The organism is Saccharothrix sp. NBAS 001 (genome assembly GCF_056640475.1).
Map to the genome: position 1 here is coordinate 2825641 of NZ_CM153251.1, position 21606 is coordinate 2847246.

The window sequence follows — 21606 nt, forward strand, 5'->3', positions numbered from 1 at the left end:
CACTCCCTTTCGTTGTGCCTGTCCTCCGCCGGATCGGGTCACCCTCCGGGCGGTGGTCCGGGTTGCCCGAACCCGTACCCGTCGGGCAGGCGATCGGTCGACCCGCCGCCTGCGCGACGGCCGGCGACGGTCGCCGCGCCGAGCCCACGAGCGAACGTCTCCGGCTCGGGGCGGCCGTTGCGCTCGATGGTGCGCACGGTCTCCAGGATCTCGGCGAGCACCTCGCGTTCGCTGCGCGCCGGCGGTCGGTCCGCCGGAGCGCCGGCACGCGACGCGGCGGCGGCGAAGCCGTCCCACTCCCAGTCCGCGACGTGCGCCAGGACCGCCGGTTCCAGCGGGCGGGCCATCGGCGCGTTGACCGACTCCGACATCCGGAACACGTCCTGCCGCGAGCCCGCGTCGACGGCCTGGAACCGGCTCAGCGGCCCCACCACGTCGGTCTTGGCCAGGTCGAGCAGCAGCGGGACCACCGCCGACTCGCCGACGCTGCGGGAGATCGCCCCGGCCTCGAACAGGAACAGCGCGAACTCCCGCGCCTGCGCGCCCGACCAGGACAGGAAGACCTTCACGAGTCCTCCCGGTCGAAGATGGTCCGGCCGCGCAGCACGGTCCGCAGGCACGTCGGCGGCTCGTCCAGCGACGGCAGCCCCGGCACGCCCGAGCGGGGGTCGGTCGACCACCGCTGCACGCGCGAGTCGGGCGTGGTGACCTCCAGCTCACCGGCCTGCCACACGGCGTAGGTGGCGGGCGCGCCCGGCTGCAACGTGCCGGTGATCCCGTCGTCCACGCCGGCCGCGCGCCACCCGCCCCGGGTGTGCGCGTTGAACGCCGCGCGCGGCGAGATCCCGAACCCGTCGGTCCGGTGGTGCACGGCCGCGCGCACGGACGCCCACGGGTCGACGACGGTCACCGGCGCGTCCGACCCCAGCGCCAGCACCAGCCCGGCGCCCGCCAACCGCGAGAACGGGTTGAGCGCCGTGCCCCGCGCGACCCCGAGCCGCTGCGCGTACATCCCGGACGCGCCGCCCCACTCGTGGTCGAACAGCGGCTGCACGGAGGCGACCACGCCCCAGGACCCGAGCTTCGCGGCCTGGTCGGCGTCGATCATCTCGACGTGTTCGAGCCGGTGCTTCCGGGCGGCCAGCGCGGGCACCCCGACCGCCGCCGCGGCCTTCTCGAAGCCCTCGACCACGGCGGCCGCGGCGGCGTCGCCGATCACGTGGAAACCGCCCTGCAGACCCGCTTCCGTGCACGCCACGAGGTGCGCGGCGATCTCGTCGGGGGTCAGGTACAGCGCGCCGGAGGTGTCGGCGTCCGCGTAGGGCGAGCACAGCGCGGCCGTGCGCGAGCCGAGCGCGCCGTCCACGAACAGGTCGCCGGCCAGCCCGCGCACGGGCAGGTCGATCGGCTCGGTCGAACCCCAGTAGCCGACGACCTCGGGGCCGTCGGTGCGGGCCAGCAGGTCGGCCAGGTCGTCGCGGCTGGAGATGTCCGGCCCGGCGCACTCGTGCACCGACGCGATCCCGCGCGAGGCCGCGTGCTCCAGGAACGCGTCCTGCGCGGCCCGACGCCGGGCCGCCGGGATGGCGTCCTTGGCCGCGCCCCGCACGTGGTGGTGCGACGCCCGCGACAACGGGCCGTCCGGCGACCAGCCGTCCGCGTCGCGCGCACCGGGCGCGAGGTCGAGCAGCGCCGTGGACGCCAGCGCCGAGTGCACGTCGATCCGCGACAGGTACACCACCGCGCCGCGCGCCGCGTCGTCCAGCTCGGCGCGGGTCGGCGGGCGGTTCTCCGGCCAGCGGGTCTCGTCCCAGCCGTGGCCCCAGATCAGCGGGCCCTCGGCGGCGCGCACCGCGTCCAGGAGTTCGGCCAGCGAGCGGCACCGGGTCAGGTCGAGGCCGGTGAGCAGGAGGCCGGCGGAGGTGGCGTGCACGTGCGCGTCCACGAACGCCGGCGCGACCCACGCGCCGGCCAGGTCCACGACCTCGGCGTCCGGGTGCAGGGCGCGGCCCACGGAGTCCTGGCCCAGCCACACCACGGTGCCGTCGGTGATCGCCATCGCGGTGGCGTCGGAGGAGGTCGGGGAGTGGATCCGGCCGCCGAGCAGGAGGGTGGTGGGAGCGGCGTTCACAGTAGTCACGCCTGAGCAGTCTGCCGGTGTTCGAACAGCGCCCGCACGGCAGGTTCGGCCCGGACCAGGTCCAGCGCGAACGCCGCGTGACCTGGGACATAGCCGTTGCCGACGAGCATCTGCACGTCGGCCGCCAGCCCCTCGGCGCCCAGCGCGGCGGCCGGGAACGACGTGGCCATGGAGAAGAACACGACCACCCCGCCGTTCGCCGTGGCCAGGATCGCGCCGTGCTCGCACCCCGGCACGTCGACGCACACCACCGTCACGTCCACGGGCGTGCCGACCGCGTCCAGCACCGCCACCGGGTTGCGCGCGTCGGCCACGACCACCTCGGTCGCCAGACCCGACGACCGCACCAGGTCGGCTTCGGCCCCGGTCGGCACCAGCGCCACCAGCCGGGACGCGCCGGCCCGGCGCGCGGCGGCCAGCGACAGCGACCCGGACTTGCCGCCACCGCCCAGCACCAGCACGGACTCCGCCGCCCGGCGGCGCACCACCCGGTCGGTGAGCGCGGGCGCGCCGCACACGTCCAGGACGGACAGCGCGAGTTCGTCGGGCAGGTCGTCGGGCAGCACGGCGGCGATCGAACGGCCGAACAGCACCGCCGTCCCCGCGCACGGGACCTGTTCGGTGGTGCCGTCCCAGCCGGCCAGGCCGTCGGTGATCCGCAACGGCGTGAGCGTGAGCGAGACCAGCGTGGCGATCCGGTCACCGGCCCGCAGGCCCAGCGGCGAGCGCGGGCCGACCGCGCGGACCGTGCCCAGCAGCATCCCGCCCGACCCGGTCACCGGGTTCTGCATCTTGCCGCGCTCGGCCACGATGTCGAGCACCGCCCGCCGCACGTCCGGACCGTGCTGCTCGCGCAGCTGCCGGAACGACGCCGCGTCGAGGTTGAGCCGCTCGACGTCCACCACGACCTCGTCCGTGCCGCACTCCGGTGTCGCGTCCAGCCGCCACGCCTGCTGCGGCAGCACGCCGGCGGGCTCGACGACTCGGTGCAGACCGTACGGCGAAGTCATGGAAATCCTTCGGTCGACAGCGGCAGGACCAGGATATCTTCACGTGGCACGTCAAGATTGCGCAAGTATTCAGTACGTGGGGAGGTCGATCGCGGTCGCCGCACGACGGATCGGCGCGGTCACCCGCTCGATCATCTTCTCCCGGCCGGGCAGCTTCGGCATCAGCCGCAGCATCCGGGTCTGGAACCAGATCCGCGCCTTCGACCGGAGCACCATGCCCTTGAGGTTCGACTCCGCCAGCGCCTGGTTCGCCTCCGCGAACCCCCGCATCACCGACTCGTACCGGGCGAACGCGCCCTCCAGCCCGGCCGCCAACTCCCCCGCCAGCACGTACGCCCCGACCAGCGCCACGCTCGTGCCCTGCCCCGACGCGGGCGACGCGGCACAGGCGGCGTCACCGACCAGCACCACCCGGCCCGCCGACCACGAGTCCATCCGGATCTGGCTGACCGTGTCGAAGTACAGGTCCCGCGCCCGCGCCGCCTCGGCCACCAGCTCCGGCACCCGCCAGCCCGCGCCGGCGAACGCCGCCGACAGCGTCGCCACCGGCGTCCCGTCCCCCGCCGGCGACTTGAACAGGAACAACGCCCGCGCGCCGGCGTCGCCTGCGGTCCGGTAGACGTTCGTCGTGCGGCCCGGCTCCGCGTACAGCAGCTCCTCGCGGTCCAGCCCGTGCCCGTGCGACGAGGTGAAGATCGACACGTGGTGCCCCAGGTCCCGCCGGAACCGCGACTCGTCGCCGAACGCCAGCGCCCGCACCGCCGAGTGCAGCCCGTCCGCGCCCACCACCACGTCGAACGTCCGTTCAGCGCCCGACGCGAAGCTCACCACGACCCCGTCGGCCCGCGAGTCCAGCCCGGTGACCGAGTCGCCGTAGACGTACTCGACGTCGGCCGCGCCGCGCAGCACCTTGAGCAGGTCGCCGCGCACGACCTCCACGTCCTCGCCCTCGCGCCCGCCGAACACGTCCGCGCTCATCGTCGCCACCCGACGCCCCGAGGCGTCCACGAAGTGCGCGTCCCGGACCCGGGTCGAGACCGCGCGCACCGCGTCGAGCAGACCCGCGCGGCGCACCACCTCGACCGCCGCACCCCGGATGTCGATCTTGTACCCGCCGTCGCGCGGCGCGGACGCCCGCTCCACCACCGTCACGCCGAAACCCCGCTCGCGCAGCCAGTAGGCCAGCGACACACCCGCGACACCCGCACCCGAGATCAGAATGTTCATGGGACACAGCCTCGGACCGCGCGACCGGTGTACCCAGCGCCAGGAAATTCCCAGGTCTGGCAGACCTAGGCTTGCGCGGTGAGCGAGCTGAGCGAGTTCCTGCGTTCCCGACGCGCCCGACTGAGCCCCGAGGAGGCCGGGCTGCCGACCTACGGCACCCGACGGCGCGTGCCGGGGCTGCGCCGCGAGGAGTTGGCGCAGCTCGCCGGGATCAGCGCGGACTACTACGTGCGGCTGGAGCAGGGCCGCCTGGACAACGTCTCCGACCAGGTGCTCGACGCCGTGGCGCGCGCCCTGCGGCTGGACGACACCGAACAGGGCCACCTGCGCACCCTGGCCCGGCCGCTGCCGCGCACACCCGGCGAACAGCCCGTGCGCGCGGCCCAGCGCTGGCTGCTGGACAGCATCCACGGGCCCGCCTACATCCTCGGCGCGCGGACCGACGTGGTGGCGTGGAACGACCTGGCGTGCGCCCTGTACGGCGTGGACCTGGGTGAGCTGGACCGGCCCAACATGGCCCGGCTGGTCTTCCTGGACCCGGGGGCGCGGGACCTGTGGCAGCCGTGGGAGGACAAGGCGCGCGACACCCTGGGCGGGCTGCGGGTGCTGGTCGGGATGTACCCGCAGGACCAGGAGCTGCAGGCGCTGCTCGCCGAGCTGACGGCCGGGAACCCGGACTTCGGGCCGATGTGGGCCGACCACCGGGTGTGGACGAGCCCGCACGGGGCGAAGCACTTCCGACACCCGGTGGCCGGGGAGTTCACGCTGCACTACGAGGCGTTCGCGGTGCCCGGCGAACCCGACCGGACGCTGATCACCTACAGCGCGCAGCCGTCGTCGGCGGGCGCGGACGCCCTGCGACTGCTCAGCGAATCGCGGACACGAACCGCCGGAACGCTCCCGGGCCCGTGAACCGCAACGCGGGCCCGCCAGGCTGCTTGGAGTCGCGCAGCGCGCTCAGATCGCCGCGCACCTCAACGCAGCTGCCATTCGGGCCGGACCTACTGGACTTTCGCCACCGGAGTGCGTTCATCCGGTCCCTCCTCTCGTCTGCACACCGAACGCCGGCGACCGCTCAACGGATCGCGGACACAAACCGCCGGAACGGCCCCGCACCCGTGAACCGCAACGCGGGCCCGTCAGGCTGCTTGGAGTCGCGCAGCGCGCTCAAATCCCCATGTACCTCAACGCAATTCGTAGCCGTGCCCGACTTGCTCGACTTCCGCCACCGAGTTGGACTCATCAGTTCCTGCCTCCTCCACAAGTCGTCCGATGAGGTCGGCGGTCTCCTCGACACCGAGCGAGACCGCCGAGACCCGTTCGACGGCGTCCTGGAACACCGCGACCGAATCCCTCTCCTGGATGTACAGGCCACTCGCGTGGTTCTCCAAGTGGACGATCGTCTCGTCCGGGCCGAGGGTGACTAGCGAGAACGGCCCGTCGAGGGCTTCGTGCCAGCACTGATCGATCCGGAAGGCCCGCAGCGAAACATTCGGCAACTCGGCCATCTTGCGCAGGTGCTGCAACTGCTCGATGCGGGCCGTGTGGTCGCTGAACCGCTGCCGGAGCACCTGTTCGCCGATCAGCGCCGTGTAGTGGACCGGGCGGGCTCTGGTGAGGACGTCCCTGCGGCCCATCCGGATCGCCACCCTGGTCTCGATCCTCGACTCGGGTACCGTGCCCGCCCGCATGATCGCGCGGGTGTAGTCGCTGGTCTGGAGCAGGCCGGGTACCACCAGCGGGCTGATGTCGACGATCGAGGTGGCCAGCCGTTCGATTTGGAGCAGCGCGTCGAGTTGGACCTGCTGCTCCGGCAGTCCTATCGCCAGCCAGGCCGAGCCGGTGGCGGGTTCGTCGCGGGCCAGGTCGAGGATCTCCTCGCGGTCCGGCCCCTGCACGCCTATCGCGTCGAGGATGGCGGTGACGGCCTCCTCGCCCGGCGGGCGCTCGCCCGACTCGTGCCGGGTCATCGTGCCGGGGTGGATCCCGGTTCTCCGGCACACCACCCGTTGGGTCAAACCGGCCGCTTCGCGAGCCGCGCGGATCTTCGCGCCGAGCGCCATGGCTTTCGCCGTGCTGCGGATCATGCGGCCCAGCTTAGGGATGGCAAACGGACCTCCTGGTACACCTGATCGAGGTATTGACGCGTTGGTTGCGCAAACCGGACACTGGTTGCGCAAACCACTCCTCACGATCGGAGGGTACCGCTCATGCATGCCGACGCCACCACCACCGCCCCCTGGGACGACTCGGGGTTCGCCCAGTTCCTCGCCGCGCTCGCGGTCGAGGGAGCGCCGCGCCTCTTCGCGGTCGCCGTGGAATACGACGACCGCGAAGACACCCACATCGCCGCGTACGGGCTGGCGTTCGAGGACCGGTCGGAGGTCGTCTCCACCGAGGGCGGCTTCTACGCCACCCTCCAGAAGCCGGAGAACGCGCTGGTGTTTTTCACCGAACAGGGTGAGGCGAGGCCGCACCTGCTGTGGCTGCCGCCCGGTCAGGAGCGGCGGCGCACCCGCAGCACCGCGGCCGTCGCCAGCACCAGCGCGAGCACCGCGTAGGCCGCCGCCGCGAAGGGGCTCGTCACCAGCGCGGTCAGGTCTCCCTCGCTGATCTGCAACGTCCGGCGCACCTGCTCCTCCGCCATCGGCCCCAGGATCAGGCCCACGACCAGCGGCGCGACCGGATAGCCGTGGCGGCGCATGAAGAACCCAACGACGCCGATCACCAGCAGCACGACCAGGTCGTCCACGACGAAGTTCACCGCGTAGGTGCCCAGCGCCGCGAACAGCAGGATCCCCGCGTACAGGTAGGGACGCGGGATCTGGAGGACCTTCACCCAGATCTTCACCAACGGCAGGTTCAGTACCAGCAGCATCACGTTGCCGATGTAGAGCGACGCGATCAGCGCCCAGACCATCCCGGAGTTGTTGGTGAACAACAACGGACCCGGCTGGATGCCGTAGGACTGGAACGCCGCCACGATCACCGCCGCGGTCGCGGTGGTCGGCAGGCCCAAGGTCAGCAACGGCACCAGGACCCCGGCCGCCGCCGCGTTGTTCGCCGCCTCCGGCCCGGCCACGCCCTCGATCGCGCCCTTCCCGAACTCCTCCGGCCGCTTGGACAGCTTCTTCTCCGCCGCGTAGGACAGGAACGTCGAGACGTCCGCGCCGCCGGCCGGCACCGTGCCGATCGGGAAGCCGATGAACGTCCCGCGCAGCCACGGCTTCCACGAGCGCGACCAGAACTCGCGGGTGAACCACTTCCCGCCGACCGGCACGACCTCGACCGGGCCGTGCCGCAGGCGCGAGGCCACGTAGAGCGCCTCGCCGACCGCGAACACGCCCACCGCCACCACCACGACGTCGATCCCGTCGGCCAGCGTCGACACGCCGAGCGTGAACCGCTGCTGCCCGGACAGCGTGTCCGTGCCGACCAGGCCGAGGAACAGGCCCAGCCCCAGCGACGCCAACCCGCGCACCGGCGACGAGCCCAGCAGCGCGGCGACGGTGGTGAACGCGACGACCATCAGCGCCACGTAGTCCGCCGGGCCCAGCGTCACCGCCACGTCGGCGATGGTCGGGGCCAGCAGCGTCAGCAGGACCGTGGCGATCGTCCCCGCGACGAACGAGCCGATCGCCGCCGTGGCCAGGGCCGCCGCGCCCCTGCCCGCCCGCGCCATCCGGTTGCCCTCCAGCGCGGTGACGATCGAGGACGACTCGCCCGGTGTGTTGAGCAGGATCGAGGTGGTCGACCCGCCGTACATGCCGCCGTAGTAGATGCCCGCGAAGATGATCAGGGCGGCGGTCGGTTCGAGCGTGTAGGTCAACGGCAGCAGCAGCGCCACCGTCATGGCCGGGCCGATGCCCGGCAGCACGCCCACGGCGGTGCCGAGGGTGACTCCCAGCAGGGCGTAGAGCAGGTACGCGGGCTGCGCGGCGGTCGCGAAACCCTCCAGCAGGGCGGCCAGGTCACCCATCGAGGAACGGCACCCCTTCGAAGATCCCGGCGGGCAGCGACAAGCCCAGGCCCGACGCGAACACCACCTGCACCACGAGCGCGAGCACCACGCCCGCGGCGAGCGCCTTCCACCACACCGCGCCCAGCGTCCACGCCGCGCCGGCGAACAGCACCGCCGCCGCGACCGGCCAGCCGACCAGGTCGATCAGCGCCAGGTGCGCCACCAGGATCGCGACCAGCTTCGCCGCGGTCGCCCAGTCCGTGCGGACCGAGGTGTCGACGTCCTCCGCGTCCTCGGCCCGGCCGAGCTTCCCGCGCGCGACCGCGACCAGGGCCGCCACGCCGGTCGCCACCAGCAGCGCGCCCACCGCGTACGGGAAGGCCCGGGGGCCGATGCCGCCGGCCGTGCCGCGCGCGGCGATGGTGGTGGCGTCGACCAGGGTGAACACGCCCAGCGCGGTGACCAGGCCGGCGAAGACGTACTCCTCGACGCGGGCGGAGGTCGGGCGGCGGGCCTCGTCCGGGGTCACTTGACCAGACCGATCTCCTGAAGCACCGGCTTGATGCGGCCGATCTCCACGGTCAGGAACTTGGCGAACTCGTGGCCGGTGAGGAACGTGTCGGTCCAGCCCTTCTTCTTCAGCTCCTCCTGCCACTGGGGGCTGGCGTGCATGTCCGTGACGAGCTTGACCAGGCGGTCCTTCGCGGCGGCGGAGATCGAGCCGGGGGCCACGACGCCGCGCCAGTTGATCAGCTCGACGCCGGTGCCGAGGTTCTTGAACGTCGGCGCGTCGAGGTCGGGGTGCGGCTGCGGGCCGGAGGTGCCCAGGGCGCGCAGCTTGCCCGCCTTGATCTGCTCCTTGTACTCGCCGACGCCGGAGATGCCCGCGTCGACCTTCTTGCCCAGCAGCGCGGCCAGCGACTCGCCGCCGCCGGAGTACGGGACGTAGTTGAGCTTCGCGGAGTCGATGCCCTTCGCCTTGAGCAGCATCGCGGCCAGGACGTGGTCGGTACCGCCGGCCGAACCGCCGGTCACCGAGACGCCCCGGCCCTTCTCGTCGATCGCCTTGAGCAGGTCCTCGATGGTCCGGTGCGGCGAGTCGGCGGGCACCACGACCACCTCGTCCTCGGCGGTGAGCCGGGCGATCGGGGTGGTGTCCTCCAGCCGCTTGTCGACGCCGTTGGTCTCCACCGCGCCGACCATGACCAGGCCGGTGACCATCAGGAACGTCTCGGACTTCTCGTTGGCGAGCTTGCGCAGCCCGACCGTGCCGCCCGCGCCGCCCACGTTCGACACCTGCGCGGACCGCACCAGGTTCGCCCCGGTGAACGCGGCCTGCATGGACCTCGCCGTCTGGTCCCAGCCGCCGCCGGGGTCCGCCGGGGCCATGATCTCCAGCTTGGCGACGTCCCCGCCCGCCGCCGTCGGGCCGCCCGCGCCGCACCCCGCGAGCACGAGACCCGCCGCGGCCACGGCCGTGACCAGTCGGGTGTGCTGTCCTGCCATCGGATCCTCCACGTTCCCCACCGGGGCTTCGTCGCCCTGGTGGCCGGGAACGGTAGGAGCGCGGGACGTGCGCGGTAAGGCATCGGTCGTAAGGGTTGTATTGGTCGTTTAGGTCGTGGCCGGGCTCACACGCCATAGGTCAGAATGCGACGCATGCGTCGCCGTTCCGTCCCGTTGGGGGTGTTCCTGCTGGTCTTGCAGGTGGTCATCGTGCTGGCGACCACCTGCGCCGCCGGGCTGCTCGCGGCCAAGCTCCAGAGCGACCGGATCCGGGAGTCCTACCGGGAGCGGATGCTGTCCGTGGCGGAGAGCGTGGCGCGGCTGCCGACCGTGGTGCGGGCGTTCGACGAGCCGGACCCGGCCAGGACGATCCAGCCGCTGGCCGAGCTGCTGCGCAAGGCCTCCAGCGTCACCTACGTCGTGGTCACCGACCGCAACGGCGTCCGCTACGCCCACCCGGACCCCTCGCGCATCGGGGAACGCGTCTCCACGGACCCGGGTCCGGCGCTGTCGGGAACGGTGTTCGTGGGCACCGAGACCGGGACGCTGGGCACGTCGCTGCGCGCGAAGGTGCCGATCCGGGCCGAGGACGGCCAGGTCATGGGCATGGCGTCGGTCGGGATCCTGGAGAGCGAGCTGTCCGCCGACCTCGCCGAGGACCTGCCCGAGCTGATCGGGTGGCTGGCCGGGGCGGCGCTGATCGGCGTGCTGGGCGCGGCGCTGGTCACCCAGGCGGTGCGCCGGCGGACGTTCAAGCTCGAACCGGCCGAGATCGCGCAGCTGCTGGAGACCCGGGACGCGATGCTGCACGGCATCCGCGAGGGCGTGGTGGCGGTGGACGAGCGCGAACGGCTCGACCTGGTCAACGACGAGGCGATGCGGCTGCTCGGGTTGACCGAGGACCCGACCGGGCGGCCCGCCGCCGAGGTGCTGGAGGACGGCGGCCTGCTCGACCTGGCGCGCGGGCGCGACGACGTCGCCGACCGGCTGGTGCCGGCCGGAGAACGGGTGCTGGTCGCCAACCGGATGACCGCCAAGACCCACGGGCGGCCGGTCGGCGTGGTGCTGACCCTGCGCGACCGGACCGAGCTGCACGACGCGCTGCGCCAGCTCGACGGGCAGCGGACGGTGACCGAGGTGCTGCGGGCGCAGGCCCACGAGTTCTCCAACCACCTGCACGTCATCGGCGGGCTGGTCGAGCTGGACCGGCGGGCGGACGCGGTCGCCTACATCGAACGCGTCGGCGGCGCGGGCTCGGTGACCTCGGACCTGGTCGAGGGTGCGGTGGCCGACCCGGCGCTGGCGGCGCTGCTGCTGGCCAAGTCGTCCACCGCGCACGAGCGCGGGGTGGCGCTGCGGCTGGACCCGGCCTCGGCGGTGGACACCCGGGCCGGGGACGACGCGCTGACCGTGCTGGGCAACCTGGTCGACAACGCGGTGGACGCGGTGGAGACCGGCGGCACGGTCCGGGTGCTGGTCCGGGCGTCCGAGGACGGGGTCCGGGTGGTCGTGGACGACGACGGGCCGGGCGTGGCCGAGTCGCAGCGCGGGCGGATCTTCACCCTCGGCGTGAGTTCGAAGGCGCCCGAGGGCGCGCACGGGCGCGGGATCGGGTTGGCGCTGGTGTCGCGGGTGGTGGCCCGCCGCAGCGGGCGGGTGGAGATCTCCGACTCGGCGCTGGGCGGGGCGTCGTTCGACGTGTGGCTGCCGGAAGCGGGTGTCCGATGAACGTGCGCACGCTGGTCGTGGACGACGATTTCGCGGTCGCCGCCGTGCACCGGGGGTTCCTGGAGGCGCTGCCGGAGTTCAGCGTGGTCGGCGAGGCGCACGGCGGCGGCGAGGCGCTGCGGGCCGTGGAGGCGTTGCGGCCGGACCTGGTGCTGCTCGACATCCACCTGCCCGACATCTCCGGGCTGGAGGTGCTGGCCCGGCTGCGGGCGCGCAGCGGGACGCCGGTCGACGTGATCGCGGTGACGGCGGCGCGCGAGCGCGAGACCGTGCGGCAGGCGATGTCCCGGGGCGTCGACCACTACCTGGTGAAACCGTTCACCCGGACCGCGTTCCAGGACCGGATGCGGCAGTACCTGGCGCGCCGCACCGAGGTCCAGCGGCTGGGGCAGTGGCTCGACCAGGACGAGGTGGACCGGCTGCTCCAGCACCGGCCCCGGTCGATCGGGCTGCCCAAGGGCCTGTCGGCGGTGACGCTGCGGCTGGTGACCGAGGCGTTGCGGGACTGCGCCGGCGACCTGTCGGCGCAGGAGGTCGGGCAACGCGCCGGCCTGTCCCGGGTCAGCGCGCGCCGGTACCTGGAACACCTGGTCACCGTGGGGAAGGCCGAGGTCCAGCCGCGCTACGGGATGGCCAACCGACCGTCGCACGGGTACCGGCTGACCTGATCAACATGCTCACGCCATGGCCGCCGAACCGTGGGAGTGGGACCCGTCGCTGTACTCGGGGAGCGCCGGCTACTACGCGCGCGGCCGCATCGCCTACCCCGACGCCCTGGCCGAGGCGTTGGCCGGCGCGCTCGACCTGGACGGTTCCGGCCGGCTGCTCGACGTCGGCTGCGGGCCCGGCTCGCTGACGCTGCTGCTCGCCGACCGGTTCGCGCGGGTGGTCGGGATCGACGCCGACCAGGGCATGATCACCGAGGCCGGTCGGCCGGGCTCGCGGGGGTGCGCAACGCCCGGTGGCTGCGGATGCGGGCCGAGGAGCTGCCCGCCGGGCTCGGGTCGTTCCGGCTGGTCACCTTCGCCCAGTCGTTCCACTGGCTCGATCGGCCCAGGGTCGCCGCGGCGGTGCGCGGCGTCCGGGGAGAGCGAGGTCTACCGGGCCGCCGGGTTCACCGGGCCGGGCCGGGTCGAGGTGCCCGGGAGGGTGGTCACCCGGGACGTGGACGACGTGGTCGCCGGGGTGTTCTCGCTGTCCAGCGCCGCGCCGCAGCTGTTCGGCGAGCGCCTCGGGGAGTTCGAGGCCGCGCTGCGCGGGCTGCCGGCGGACGTGAGCCCGGACGGTGTGTTCAGCGAGCGGACCCACGACATCGCCGTGGACCTCTGGCGGCCGTAGTCGACGCCGGTCAGCACACCGAGGCGAGTGCCTTGCGCAGCGCGGCGCGGTGCAGGGGGTCCAGGCGCGGGGGCGGACCGCAGTCCGGGCCGTCGCGCAGGTCCTCCAGCATCGCGGTGGTCAGCCGGTCGAGCTTCGGGCGGACCTCGCCGGCCAGGTCGGGGCGACGGGTCGGGCGCTGCTCGGGGTGGGCGGTCCAGCGGGCGAACAGGCCGCGCTGGACGACCTTGTTCGCCTCGACCTGGTCGCGGAAGAAGATCCGCACCGGGTCGGCGGCCAGGCCGATCTCGACCGCGCGGGCCACCGCCGCGTCCACGACCTGCCGCTCCCGCGCCGGGTCGTCGATGGGCGCGGACGTGCCGAACTTCGCCGCCGCCACCTCGTCCGCGATCAGCAGGCGCCGCGTCGCCAGGTCCGTGGTCGTGGCGTCGGGGCAGGTCAGGGTGAGGACCAGGGCGAGGGGCAGGGCCGCCGCGCGGCGCAATCCGGTGGCCGGCCGGGTGCGGCCTGGCCGAGACTGGCCGGTGTGAGCTTCGCCGCCGACGCGCGCCAGGTGCGCGACCCCGGGCTGCCGATGCGCCGGCGCGTGTCGCGGCTGCGGTCGTGCGCGCGGGAGGTCACCGAGTACAGCCTGCACGGCACGCTCGCCTTCCTCGAACTGGAAGTCGGCCCGTTCCACCACGACCAGCAGGCGCTGCTGCGCGCGCTGTCGGTGGTCGAAGACCTCCGGGCGCGCAAGCACGCCGAGATCGAAGCCTATGCCCGGACCCGGCGGGCCGCGAAGCGAGCCGGACGGCGGACGCCCGACCCTCACCTCCCGAACCCGTTCCGGCGGTCGGTCGACCGGGCGGGGAGCGCGCGGCACCTGCTGCGGCTGTGGGACGCGCGGCGGCCCGACCGGGTCGCCGACCCGCTGGAGGCCGCGGTGCGGCGGTGCGTGCGGGCCTGCCTGGACGGCCGGTTCGGCGCGGCGGAGGACGCGCTGCTCACGGCGTGCGTCGACGAGGTCGGGCGGTTGGCGGCCGAGGCGAGGAGCGCCGCCGGGTACCGGCGGCACGTCGTGCTGACCGAGGTGACCGGGCTGGTGCGCGAGGCGGCTCAGGGCAGTTCGGGACGGGCGGCCGGGCGGGCGGCGTCGGCCGGGACGTCGACCACCGCGCCCTCGACCACGTCGCCGTCGATCACCACGCCGCCGGCGGTCGGCGGGCGGCCGTAGCGCAGGTTCAGGACCATCTCGCGCTCGCGCTGCTCGGCGCGCCGCGCGATCCGCCTGCTGACCAGCCGCCGGGTGGGCGGGAACAGCAGGAACAGGCCCAGCACGTCGCTGAGGAAGCCGGGCACCAGGATCAGGAAGCCGGCCGCGGCGATGAGCACGCCGTCGGCGATCTCCTGGTGCGGCTGCCGGCGGTTGCGCAGCGCCTCGGAGAACGCGGCCATCGTGCGCGCGCCTTCCCGGCGCATCAGCATCGAGCCGACCACCCCGCCCAGGACGAGCAGCCCGAGGGTGGGCAGGAACCCCCACGCCCCGAAGGCCGCCACGAGGGCGGTGATCTCGACGGCCAGACCGATGAGCACTACGGCGAACACGCGCATACCCCCTCAACGAACGAACCGGCCAAAACACTCCCTGCCGAAATATTTACGCCGAAGTGGCCATCTGGCAGCATATCTTTACGCCACTACACGGGTAGGGAGCATGGATGACTGCGCTACACGACGTCGTGCCCGCGCTGCACCGGCCTGACCTCCAGCCGTACACCTACGCGCGGCGGGAACTCGTCGAGCCCGACTGGCGACGGTTCCCGGGGTGGCGGGACGTGACCGAGGCCCAGTGGCGCGACGCCCAGTGGCAGCGGGCCAACTGCGTGAAGAACGTCAAGCAGCTGCGCGCGCTGCTGGGCGACCTGCTCGACGAGCGGTTCTACGAGGAGCTGGCCGCCGACCAGGCCGACCTGGCCACCATGTCCATGCTGGTGCCGCCGCAGATGCTCAACACCATGGCCCCGGACGCCGCGCCGGCCGACTTCACCGACGCGTTCTTCGCCGACCCGATCCGGCGCTACATGATCCCGGTCCGCCTCGACCGCGACCCGGACTGGCCCAACCACCCGCACTCCGCGCGGGACTCGCTGCACGAGGCCGAGATGTGGGTGGTCGAGGGCCTGACCCACCGCTACCCCACCAAGGTGCTCGCCGAACTGGTGTCGACCTGCCCCCAGTACTGCGGGCACTGCACCCGGATGGACCTGGTCGGCAACTCCACCCCGCAGGTCCAGAAGCACAAACTGCTGCTCAAGCCGGTCGACCGGCAGGACCGGATGATCGACTACCTCAAGCGCACGCCCGGCGTGCGGGACGTGGTCGTCTCCGGCGGCGACGTCGCCAACGTGCCGTGGCCCCAGCTGGAGTCGTTCCTGATGCGGCTGCTGGACGTCGACAGCGTCCGCGACGTCCGGCTGGCCACCAAGGCGCTGGCCGGGCTGCCGCAGCACTGGCTCCAGCCCAAGGTGGTCGAGGGGCTGGAGCGGGTCGCGCGCACCGCCGCCCGGCGCGGCGTGAACCTGGCCATCCACACCCACGTCAACCACGCGCAGTCGGTGACGCCGCTGGTCGCCGAGGCCGCGCGGACCGCGCTGGAGGTCGGCGTGCGGGACGTGCGCAACCAGGGCGTGCTGATGAAGGGCGTCAACGCCACCACGGACGACCTGCTCGACCTGTGCTTCGCGTTGCAGGGCGAGGCGAACATCCTCCCGTACTACTTCTACATGTGCGACATGATCCCGAACGCCGAGCACTGGCGGGTCGCGGTGTGGGAGGCGCAGGAACTCCAGCACGCGATCATGGGCTACCTGCCGGGCTACGCGACGCCGCGGATCGTGTGCGACGTGCCGTACGTCGGCAAGCGGTGGGTGCACCAGCTCGCCGACTACGACCGCGAGCGCGGCATCTCGTACTGGACGAAGAACTACCGGACCGGGATCGAACTGGAGGACGCGGACGCGCTGGACCGGCGCTACCCGTACTACGACCCGATCTCGACGCTGGGCGAGGCGGGCCGCCGCTGGTGGGCCGCCCAGGCGTAGCGCCGCCGGCGGCACGCGGGCCAGGCCGGACGCGGCGGTGGGCGCGGCCGTGCGGACGAGGTTCCGGCCAGTCCGGGGACCTTCGCACGCCGCGCGCACCGCCACCGCGTCCGGCGTCAGACCCGGGCCGGTGCCTGCTCGGAGATCCGGCCCGTCCAGACGATCCACCCGGCGACCAGGGCCAGCGGCACGGTCATCACCACCGTGGTCGTGGTGGCGTCGACGTGCTCGCCCAGCACCGCGCCGGTGAGCAGCGCGAGCACCATGTTGTTGCCCGCGTGCGCCAGGCCGGCCGGCCACACCGTGCCGCTGCCGATCCGCAACCAGCTCAGGATCACCTCCTGGCACAGGAACGACACCGTCCACACGGCCAGGCCCAGCACCACGTTGTCGAACTCGATGTACCCGAGGAACGCCAGCGGGTAGTGCCACACCGCCCAGATCAGCCCGGTCGCCACCGTCGACGCCAGCGGGCGGTCGGGCAGCAGGCGCAGCCGCAGGTAGGCGGTCCAGCCGAACTCCTCGCCCCAGTAGATCGGCGTCAGCAGCGGGACCACCAGCGCCAGCACGCCGACGAACGCCCACTCGTCCGCGGTCGGCCACGCCGGCTGCCACAGGCCCAGCACCGCCGAGGTCGCCAGCGCGCCGGCGACCAGCCCGAACGGGCCCAGCCACGCCGCCAGGTAGTACCGCCACGCCTTACCGGGCCGCAGCGCCAGGCCCGCGTCGGCGAACCCCTCACGGGTCACCCACCGGCGCACCACGAACGCCGCGATCGCCGGCGCGAACCCGAACGGGAGCTGCACCAGCGGGTTGACCAGCGACAAGCCGAGCAGCCACGCGCCGGTCATGCCGACCCACGCGACACCGAAGGAGAGCAGGAGGAACGCCGGGACCCCACGAGCCCCGACCGCAGTCGTCGTCATGGCCACACAAGATCAGCGGCGGCGGGTGCGGGGCACTACGCGTGGCGGGCGTCCGGAGGTGGGGCCAGGTCCACCCCGAGAACTCCACGCAGCCGCGCAGACAGCCGACCGCGCCGTTGCCTAACGTTCCCGGCGTGATGGAAACGACCCTGTGGGACGCCTTGCGGCAGCGACGGTTCGTGCTCGGGCGGTGGCCGTGGCGGGCGTTGGGGTACGTGCTGAGCACTCCGGTCGTCGCGGTCGCGACGGCCGTGCCGGTCGGGGTGCTCGCGGTGCCGATGATGTTCGTGTTCTCGCACAACGCCTCCGGTGGTGCCCGCGCGGTGTCGCTGGTCGTGGGGCTCGCGGCGCTGGCGCTGGGCCTGCCGTGGGTGGCCCGGCCGCTGGCCCGGCTCGAACGGCGGCGGCTGCGGCTGGTCGACCCGAACTCCCGCGACCGCCCCTCGCCGCTGGGCTACCGCGACCCCGCCACGTGGCGCGCGGCCGGGTACACCGCGCTGCTGGTCACGCTCGGGCCGCTGGTCTACGGCGGCGCCTTGCTGCTCGCGGGCACGCCGCTGGTCTACCTGACCGCGCCGCTGGTCCTGGAGGCCACCAACGGGCCGATCACGCTGGGGTTCGACCCGATCGTGACCACCGAGCAGGCGCTGGGCTACGCGGCGGTCGGGCTGGTGCTGCTGCCCCTGGTGCCCTACGTCGTGGGGCTGCTCGCCGCCGGGCACATGGCGGCCGCGCGGGCGCTGCTGCTCGGCGACCTGCGGCTGGTCGAGGTGACCCGGTCGCGGGCCCGGCTGGTGGACTCGTTCGACGCCGAGCGGCGGCGGATCGAGCGCGACCTGCACGACGGCGCGCAGGAGAAGCTGGTCAGCCTGACCCTGCGGCTGGGCATGGCGCGGCTGGACGTGCCGGCCGACTCCCCCGCGCACCCCGAGGTCGTCGCCGCGCACGAACAGGCCAAGCAGCTCATGGTCGAGCTGCGGGAGCTGGTGCGCGGCATCCACCCGAAGGTGCTCACCGACCGGGGGCTGGTGGCCGCGCTGGAAGACCTCGCGGGCCGCAGCCCGGTCCCGGTCGCGGTGACCGCCGACGTCGGCCGGCTGCCGCCGCACCTGGAGTCCACCGCGTACTTCGTGGTGGCCGAGGCGCTGACCAACGTGGCCCGGCACAGCGGTGCGGAAACGGCGACGGTCAGCGCGGCCGAGCGCAACGGGATGCTCGTGGTCGAGGTGGTCGACGACGGCGCGGGCGGCGCGGTGCCCGGCGGCGGGCTGGCGGGGCTCGCGGACCGGGTCGCGGTGGTGGACGGCAGGATGTCGTTGTCGAGTCCGGTCGGCGGTCCGACCCTGCTGCGCGTGGAGCTGCCTTGTCACCGATCCGAGTAGTGCTCGCCGAGGACGGCGTGCTGCTGCGCGAAGGGCTCGCGGGCCTGCTCGACCGGTTCGGGCTGCCGGTCGTGGCGGCCGTGGGCGACGCCGAGGCGTTGATCGCGGCCGTGCGCCGGGAAGGGCCGGACCTGGTGGTGACCGACATCCGGATGCCGCCGGGCTACGGCGACGAGGGTCTGCGCGCGGCCGTGGCGCTGCGCAGGGAACGCCCGGGGCTGCCCGTGGTCGCGTTGAGCCAGTACGTCGAGCGCGGGTACGCCGTCGACCTGCTCGACACCCCCGGAGGGGTCGGCTACCTGCTCAAGGACCGGGTCGCCGACGTCGAGGAGTTCGTCGGCGTGCTGCGCCGGGTCGCGGCCGGCGCGACCGTGGTCGACCCGGACGTGGTGCGGCAGCTGCTCGCCCGCAGCCCGCTGGCGCGGCTGTCGGCGCGGGAACGGGAAGTGCTGGCGCTGATCGCCGAGGGCCGCTCCAACGCCGCCATCGCGCGCCGGCTCGTGGTCAGCGAGGGGGCGGTGGTCAAGCACGTCGGCAACATCCTGGCCAAGCTCGACCTGCCGCCCGACGACGACACCAACCGCCGGGTGCTCGCCGTGCTGGCCCACCTGCGCGGGTAGTCACCCGAGGGCGCCGGCGGGCAGCGCGGAACGCAGCCGCAGCACCGCCGGCACGGCCGCCGCGCACAGCACCGCCAGGACCGACCACAGCACCGCGTTGCCCGCGCCGAGCAGCCCGGCCAGCAGGACCGGCGCGGCGGCCCCGGCGACACCCCAGGACAGCTGGAACAGCCCGCTCGCCCGACCGGCCAGGTGCGGTGGGGCCGCTGCGGCGGCGGCCGCCGTCGCAGCCGGCGCGAACACCGCCTCCGCGACCGACACCACCACGCTGAACCCGAGCACGACCACCGTCGCGACCGGGAGCGGCACGACCGTCAACGGGGCCAGCGCGGCGAACGACACCGCGAACAGCGCAGCGCCCGCCACCAGCGCCGAGCCACGGCTCCACCGCGACACGAACGCGGTGATCGGCCGCTGGCCCACGACGATCACCACCGTGCCCACGGCGACCGCGACCCCGGGGGTCCACTGTGGACCGCGAAGCACGTCGAACACCACCAGGGGCAGCACGGTGAACTTGGCGACGCTCGCCGGCGCGAACACCACGTGCGTCGCGCAGAACGCCACGTACGGCCGGTCCCGCAGCAGCGCCCGCCACCCCGCCCGCACCGCGACGGGCTCCGCCGCCGGGACCTTGAGGCCCACCGGCAGCAGGGCCGCGACGGCGAAGCTCACCGCGTTCGCCACGGCGAGCAGGTCGAACATCGCCGCACCCGGCAGGACGGCCACGCAGGCCGCCCCGACCCCCGCGCCCGCGAACCGCGCGACGGTCTGCGCGCCCAGCACCTTCTCGGCGTCACGGCCGGTGGTCGACGCCGCCACCAGCGGGGCGTTGGCGGTCCAGAACAACCGGTCGCCGACGCTGACGGCGGCCGCCGGCACGACCACCTGCCAGCCGGCGGACACGAATGGGTAGCACAGGAAACAGCCGAACCGGAGCACGTTGCCCGCCACCAGCACCCGGCCGAACCCGATCCGGTCGGCCGCCGCGCCGACGAAGGGCACCGACGCCAACCCGACCAGCCCGCCCGCCGTGAGCGCCGCGCCGGCCTCGACCAGCCCGAGACCGCGCCCGTGCACCAGGAACAGCAGGGCGAACGGCACCCACAGCCCGCTGCCGACCGCGTCGATCACCGTCGAGGCCACGAACCTCCGGCGGGCCGCGCGGCCGAGGACGCCGGATCCCTCGGAGGACACCTCGGAGGACACCGCACGGGGCATGGCGCGAGCCTTCCGGTCGGCCGGGAACCGCCGCCCCGGGCGGGGAGCACCCGATCATCCGGGGCGCGCGGACGCGTCGGCAAGCGGGTTTCCCGGCGGCCGGAAAACCGGTCCGGGCGGGGTGCGGGACCTCGTTATCCTGCAACGATGTCCAAGCCGACGGTGACCCTGTGGCGACCGACCGGGCAGGCCGAACTCGACCTGGTCGCGGCCGGCGGTTGGCGCGCGTGGCCGCCCCGCCTGCCCGACCAGCCGATCTTCTACCCGGTCGCGAACCGCTGGTACGCCACGAAGATCGCGCGCGAGTGGAACGTGCCCGCCGAGGGCGTGGGCTACGTGACCCGGTTCGAGGTCGACGCCGACTTCCTGTCCCGCTACCCGGTCCGCCAGGCCGGCGGCCGGGACGTGCTGGAGTACTGGATCCCGGCGGAGGACCTGGCCGAGTTCAACGAGCACATCGTCGGACCGATCGTGTGCGAAACCGGGTACACCGACTGAGCGCGCCGGCGGAAAGCCGTGCCCGGCGGGCGAAGGCGTCCGCCGGGCACGGCGCCGGGGTCACGCGTCGCGCCCGGCCAGCAGGCCGTTGAACGTGCCGTAGTCGATCTCGCCGCCGACCGCGTACGTGCCCTCGGCGAGCAGTTCGACCGCCGCGCGGTGCGCCACCGAGTAGGCGGCCTCGGCGATGCCCTGGCCGACGCTCACCCGGGCCACGCCCAGCGCCGCCAGCTCGGCCACGGTCGGCGACCCCCGGCCCGCCATCACGTTGAGCGGCGCGTCCAGGCCGCCGACCAGTTCGGCGATGGTGCCCGGGTCGCCGACACCCGGCACGAACACGCCGTTCGCGCCCGCCGCCAGGTACGCCCGCGCCCGGCGCAGGGTGTCCGACACCGAGCGGTCGCCGAAGAAGTACACGTCGACGCGGGCGTTGACGAACAGGTCGACGCCCGCGCGCTCGGCGGCCCGGCGGATCGTCGCGATGCGCTCGGCGTGGGTGTCCGGGTCGAGCAGGCGGGCGTCCGCGCTGTCCTCGATGTTGATGCCGACGACACCGGCCGCCAGGACCTGCTCGACGGTCTCCGCCAGGTCCTCGCCGTACCCGCCCTCGATGTCCGCGGTGACGGGGACGTCGACCGCCGCGGTGATCCGGGACAGCGCGGCCAGCGCGGTGGCCCGGTCCAGCCGGCCGCCGTCCGGCTTGCCGAGGCTCCACGAGAACCCCGCGCTGGTGGTGGCGACCGCGCGGGCGCCCGCGTGCTCGACCAGCCGCGCGGAACCGGCGTCCCACGCGTTGGGCAGGACCAGGACGGGGCCGGTGTGCAGGGCGTGGAAGGCCGTGGCTTTGTCCTGCTGGGACATCAGATTCGCTCCGGTGGTGACGGGGTTCGTGGTCGGGCACCAGCCTGGCCCATCCCCCGGTCGGCCGTCTGGCCGGATCCGGACATCACCGCCGGGTGTCCGGAT

The 21606-nt window shown here is 73.7% G+C and carries 25 protein-coding genes; 10 read left to right on the plus strand and 15 right to left on the minus strand.

What is annotated here, in order from left to right:
- Positions 1–38: 38 nt before the first annotated feature.
- The 4 genes from AC0HI0_RS11930 to AC0HI0_RS11945 form a co-directional block, all read right to left on the minus strand.
- Complete coding sequence (locus AC0HI0_RS11930; RefSeq protein WP_480932376.1) at positions 39–569, minus strand: hypothetical protein; 531 nt, start codon at positions 567–569, stop codon at positions 39–41.
- On the minus strand, positions 566–2140 hold the full coding sequence (locus AC0HI0_RS11935; protein WP_480932377.1) for an amidohydrolase: 1575 nt from the start codon (positions 2138–2140) through the stop codon (positions 566–568). Before AC0HI0_RS11935 ends, AC0HI0_RS11930 begins: the two co-directional genes overlap by 4 nt.
- The gene (gene kdd / locus AC0HI0_RS11940; RefSeq protein ID WP_480932378.1) at positions 2137–3150 is read right to left on the minus strand and encodes an L-erythro-3,5-diaminohexanoate dehydrogenase; all 1014 of its coding nucleotides are present in this window, start codon (positions 3148–3150) and stop codon (positions 2137–2139) included. Before kdd ends, AC0HI0_RS11935 begins: the two co-directional genes overlap by 4 nt.
- Before the next feature lie 69 nt (positions 3151–3219).
- Positions 3220–4377 carry an FAD-dependent monooxygenase gene (locus AC0HI0_RS11945; RefSeq protein WP_480932379.1) on the minus strand — a complete coding sequence of 386 codons (1158 nt, stop codon included), beginning with the start codon at positions 4375–4377 and terminating at the stop codon, positions 3220–3222.
- 78 nt (positions 4378–4455) lie between these two features.
- Between AC0HI0_RS11945 and AC0HI0_RS11950 the strand changes: the two genes are divergently transcribed.
- Complete coding sequence (locus tag AC0HI0_RS11950) at positions 4456–5289, plus strand: helix-turn-helix transcriptional regulator (RefSeq protein ID WP_480932380.1); 834 nt, start codon at positions 4456–4458, stop codon at positions 5287–5289.
- Here AC0HI0_RS11950 and AC0HI0_RS11955 read toward each other — a convergent pair.
- Genes AC0HI0_RS11955 through AC0HI0_RS11965 form a run of 3 tightly spaced genes read right to left on the minus strand, consistent with a single transcriptional unit; the run spans position 5243 to position 6464 of the window.
- Entirely contained in the window at positions 5243–5410 is a 168-nt protein-coding gene (locus tag AC0HI0_RS11955) for a DUF397 domain-containing protein (protein ID WP_480932381.1), read from the minus strand. The genes AC0HI0_RS11950 and AC0HI0_RS11955 overlap by 47 nt on opposite strands.
- Positions 5411–5452: 42 nt before the next feature.
- Positions 5453–5620, minus strand: a complete 168-nt coding sequence (locus tag AC0HI0_RS11960; RefSeq protein ID WP_480932382.1) for a DUF397 domain-containing protein — start codon at positions 5618–5620, stop codon at positions 5453–5455.
- On the minus strand, positions 5562–6464 hold the full coding sequence (locus AC0HI0_RS11965) for a helix-turn-helix domain-containing protein (protein WP_480932383.1): 903 nt from the start codon (positions 6462–6464) through the stop codon (positions 5562–5564). Before AC0HI0_RS11965 ends, AC0HI0_RS11960 begins: the two co-directional genes overlap by 59 nt.
- 123 nt (positions 6465–6587) lie before the next feature.
- On the opposite strand from AC0HI0_RS11965, the gene AC0HI0_RS11970 reads away from it, so the two are divergent.
- Positions 6588–6938 carry a hypothetical protein gene (locus AC0HI0_RS11970; protein ID WP_480932384.1) on the plus strand — a complete coding sequence of 117 codons (351 nt, stop codon included), beginning with the start codon at positions 6588–6590 and terminating at the stop codon, positions 6936–6938.
- On the opposite strand, the gene AC0HI0_RS11975 is transcribed toward AC0HI0_RS11970, so the two are convergent.
- Genes AC0HI0_RS11975 through AC0HI0_RS11985 form a run of 3 tightly spaced genes read right to left on the minus strand, consistent with a single transcriptional unit; the run spans position 6875 to position 9844 of the window.
- Complete coding sequence (locus AC0HI0_RS11975; RefSeq protein ID WP_480932385.1) at positions 6875–8356, minus strand: tripartite tricarboxylate transporter permease; 1482 nt, start codon at positions 8354–8356, stop codon at positions 6875–6877. The genes AC0HI0_RS11970 and AC0HI0_RS11975 overlap by 64 nt on opposite strands.
- Complete coding sequence (locus AC0HI0_RS11980) at positions 8349–8867, minus strand: tripartite tricarboxylate transporter TctB family protein (protein WP_480932386.1); 519 nt, start codon at positions 8865–8867, stop codon at positions 8349–8351. The genes AC0HI0_RS11975 and AC0HI0_RS11980 overlap by 8 nt, the downstream gene beginning before the upstream one ends.
- Positions 8864–9844 carry a Bug family tripartite tricarboxylate transporter substrate binding protein gene (locus tag AC0HI0_RS11985; RefSeq protein WP_480932387.1) on the minus strand — a complete coding sequence of 327 codons (981 nt, stop codon included), beginning with the start codon at positions 9842–9844 and terminating at the stop codon, positions 8864–8866. The genes AC0HI0_RS11980 and AC0HI0_RS11985 overlap by 4 nt, the downstream gene beginning before the upstream one ends.
- Before the next feature lie 153 nt (positions 9845–9997).
- Between AC0HI0_RS11985 and AC0HI0_RS11990 the strand changes: the two genes are divergently transcribed.
- From AC0HI0_RS11990 to AC0HI0_RS12000, 3 genes are read left to right on the plus strand one after another with little or no spacing between them, the layout of a single operon-like run.
- Positions 9998–11572: an ATP-binding protein gene (locus AC0HI0_RS11990; protein ID WP_480932388.1), complete on the plus strand. Its 1575-nt coding sequence runs from the start codon at positions 9998–10000 to the stop codon at positions 11570–11572.
- Complete coding sequence (locus AC0HI0_RS11995) at positions 11569–12240, plus strand: response regulator (protein WP_480932389.1); 672 nt, start codon at positions 11569–11571, stop codon at positions 12238–12240. The genes AC0HI0_RS11990 and AC0HI0_RS11995 overlap by 4 nt, the downstream gene beginning before the upstream one ends.
- Positions 12241–12256: 16 nt before the next feature.
- Positions 12257–12910, plus strand: a complete 654-nt coding sequence (locus AC0HI0_RS12000; protein ID WP_480932390.1) for a class I SAM-dependent methyltransferase — start codon at positions 12257–12259, stop codon at positions 12908–12910.
- A 10-nt stretch (positions 12911–12920) separates the two neighbouring features.
- On the opposite strand, the gene aroQ is transcribed toward AC0HI0_RS12000, so the two are convergent.
- A complete protein-coding gene (gene aroQ, locus AC0HI0_RS12005) occupies positions 12921–13394 on the minus strand; it encodes a gamma subclass chorismate mutase AroQ (protein WP_480932391.1) in 474 nt (157 codons plus the stop codon).
- Between the two features lie 42 nt (positions 13395–13436).
- On the opposite strand from aroQ, the gene AC0HI0_RS12010 reads away from it, so the two are divergent.
- Positions 13437–14126, plus strand: coding sequence for a hypothetical protein (locus tag AC0HI0_RS12010; protein ID WP_480932392.1), 690 nt, complete (start codon positions 13437–13439; stop codon positions 14124–14126).
- Here AC0HI0_RS12010 and AC0HI0_RS12015 read toward each other — a convergent pair.
- Positions 14009–14503, minus strand: coding sequence for an FxsA family protein (locus AC0HI0_RS12015; RefSeq protein ID WP_480932393.1), 495 nt, complete (start codon positions 14501–14503; stop codon positions 14009–14011). The genes AC0HI0_RS12010 and AC0HI0_RS12015 overlap by 118 nt on opposite strands.
- A 107-nt stretch (positions 14504–14610) precedes the next feature.
- On the opposite strand from AC0HI0_RS12015, the gene AC0HI0_RS12020 reads away from it, so the two are divergent.
- On the plus strand, positions 14611–15993 hold the full coding sequence (locus AC0HI0_RS12020; protein WP_480932394.1) for a KamA family radical SAM protein: 1383 nt from the start codon (positions 14611–14613) through the stop codon (positions 15991–15993).
- A gap of 116 nt (positions 15994–16109) precedes the next feature.
- Here the strand turns inward: AC0HI0_RS12020 and AC0HI0_RS12025 are convergent, their stop codons facing one another.
- Positions 16110–16919: a CPBP family glutamic-type intramembrane protease gene (locus AC0HI0_RS12025; protein ID WP_480932395.1), complete on the minus strand. Its 810-nt coding sequence runs from the start codon at positions 16917–16919 to the stop codon at positions 16110–16112.
- Positions 16920–17056: 137 nt separating this feature from the next.
- On the opposite strand from AC0HI0_RS12025, the gene AC0HI0_RS12030 reads away from it, so the two are divergent.
- On the plus strand, positions 17057–18301 hold the full coding sequence (locus AC0HI0_RS12030; protein WP_480934290.1) for a sensor histidine kinase: 1245 nt from the start codon (positions 17057–17059) through the stop codon (positions 18299–18301).
- Complete coding sequence (locus AC0HI0_RS12035) at positions 18292–18921, plus strand: response regulator (RefSeq protein WP_480934291.1); 630 nt, start codon at positions 18292–18294, stop codon at positions 18919–18921. Before AC0HI0_RS12030 ends, AC0HI0_RS12035 begins: the two co-directional genes overlap by 10 nt.
- Here AC0HI0_RS12035 and AC0HI0_RS12040 read toward each other — a convergent pair whose 3' ends face one another.
- A complete protein-coding gene (locus AC0HI0_RS12040) occupies positions 18922–20142 on the minus strand; it encodes an MFS transporter (protein ID WP_480932396.1) in 1221 nt (406 codons plus the stop codon).
- Between the two features lie 147 nt (positions 20143–20289).
- On the opposite strand from AC0HI0_RS12040, the gene AC0HI0_RS12045 reads away from it, so the two are divergent.
- Entirely contained in the window at positions 20290–20640 is a 351-nt protein-coding gene (locus AC0HI0_RS12045; RefSeq protein WP_480932397.1) for a hypothetical protein, read from the plus strand.
- A gap of 60 nt (positions 20641–20700) precedes the next feature.
- Here AC0HI0_RS12045 and AC0HI0_RS12050 read toward each other — a convergent pair whose 3' ends face one another.
- Entirely contained in the window at positions 20701–21501 is an 801-nt protein-coding gene (locus AC0HI0_RS12050; RefSeq protein WP_480932398.1) for an isocitrate lyase/PEP mutase family protein, read from the minus strand.
- Between the last annotated feature and the right edge of the window lie 105 nt (positions 21502–21606).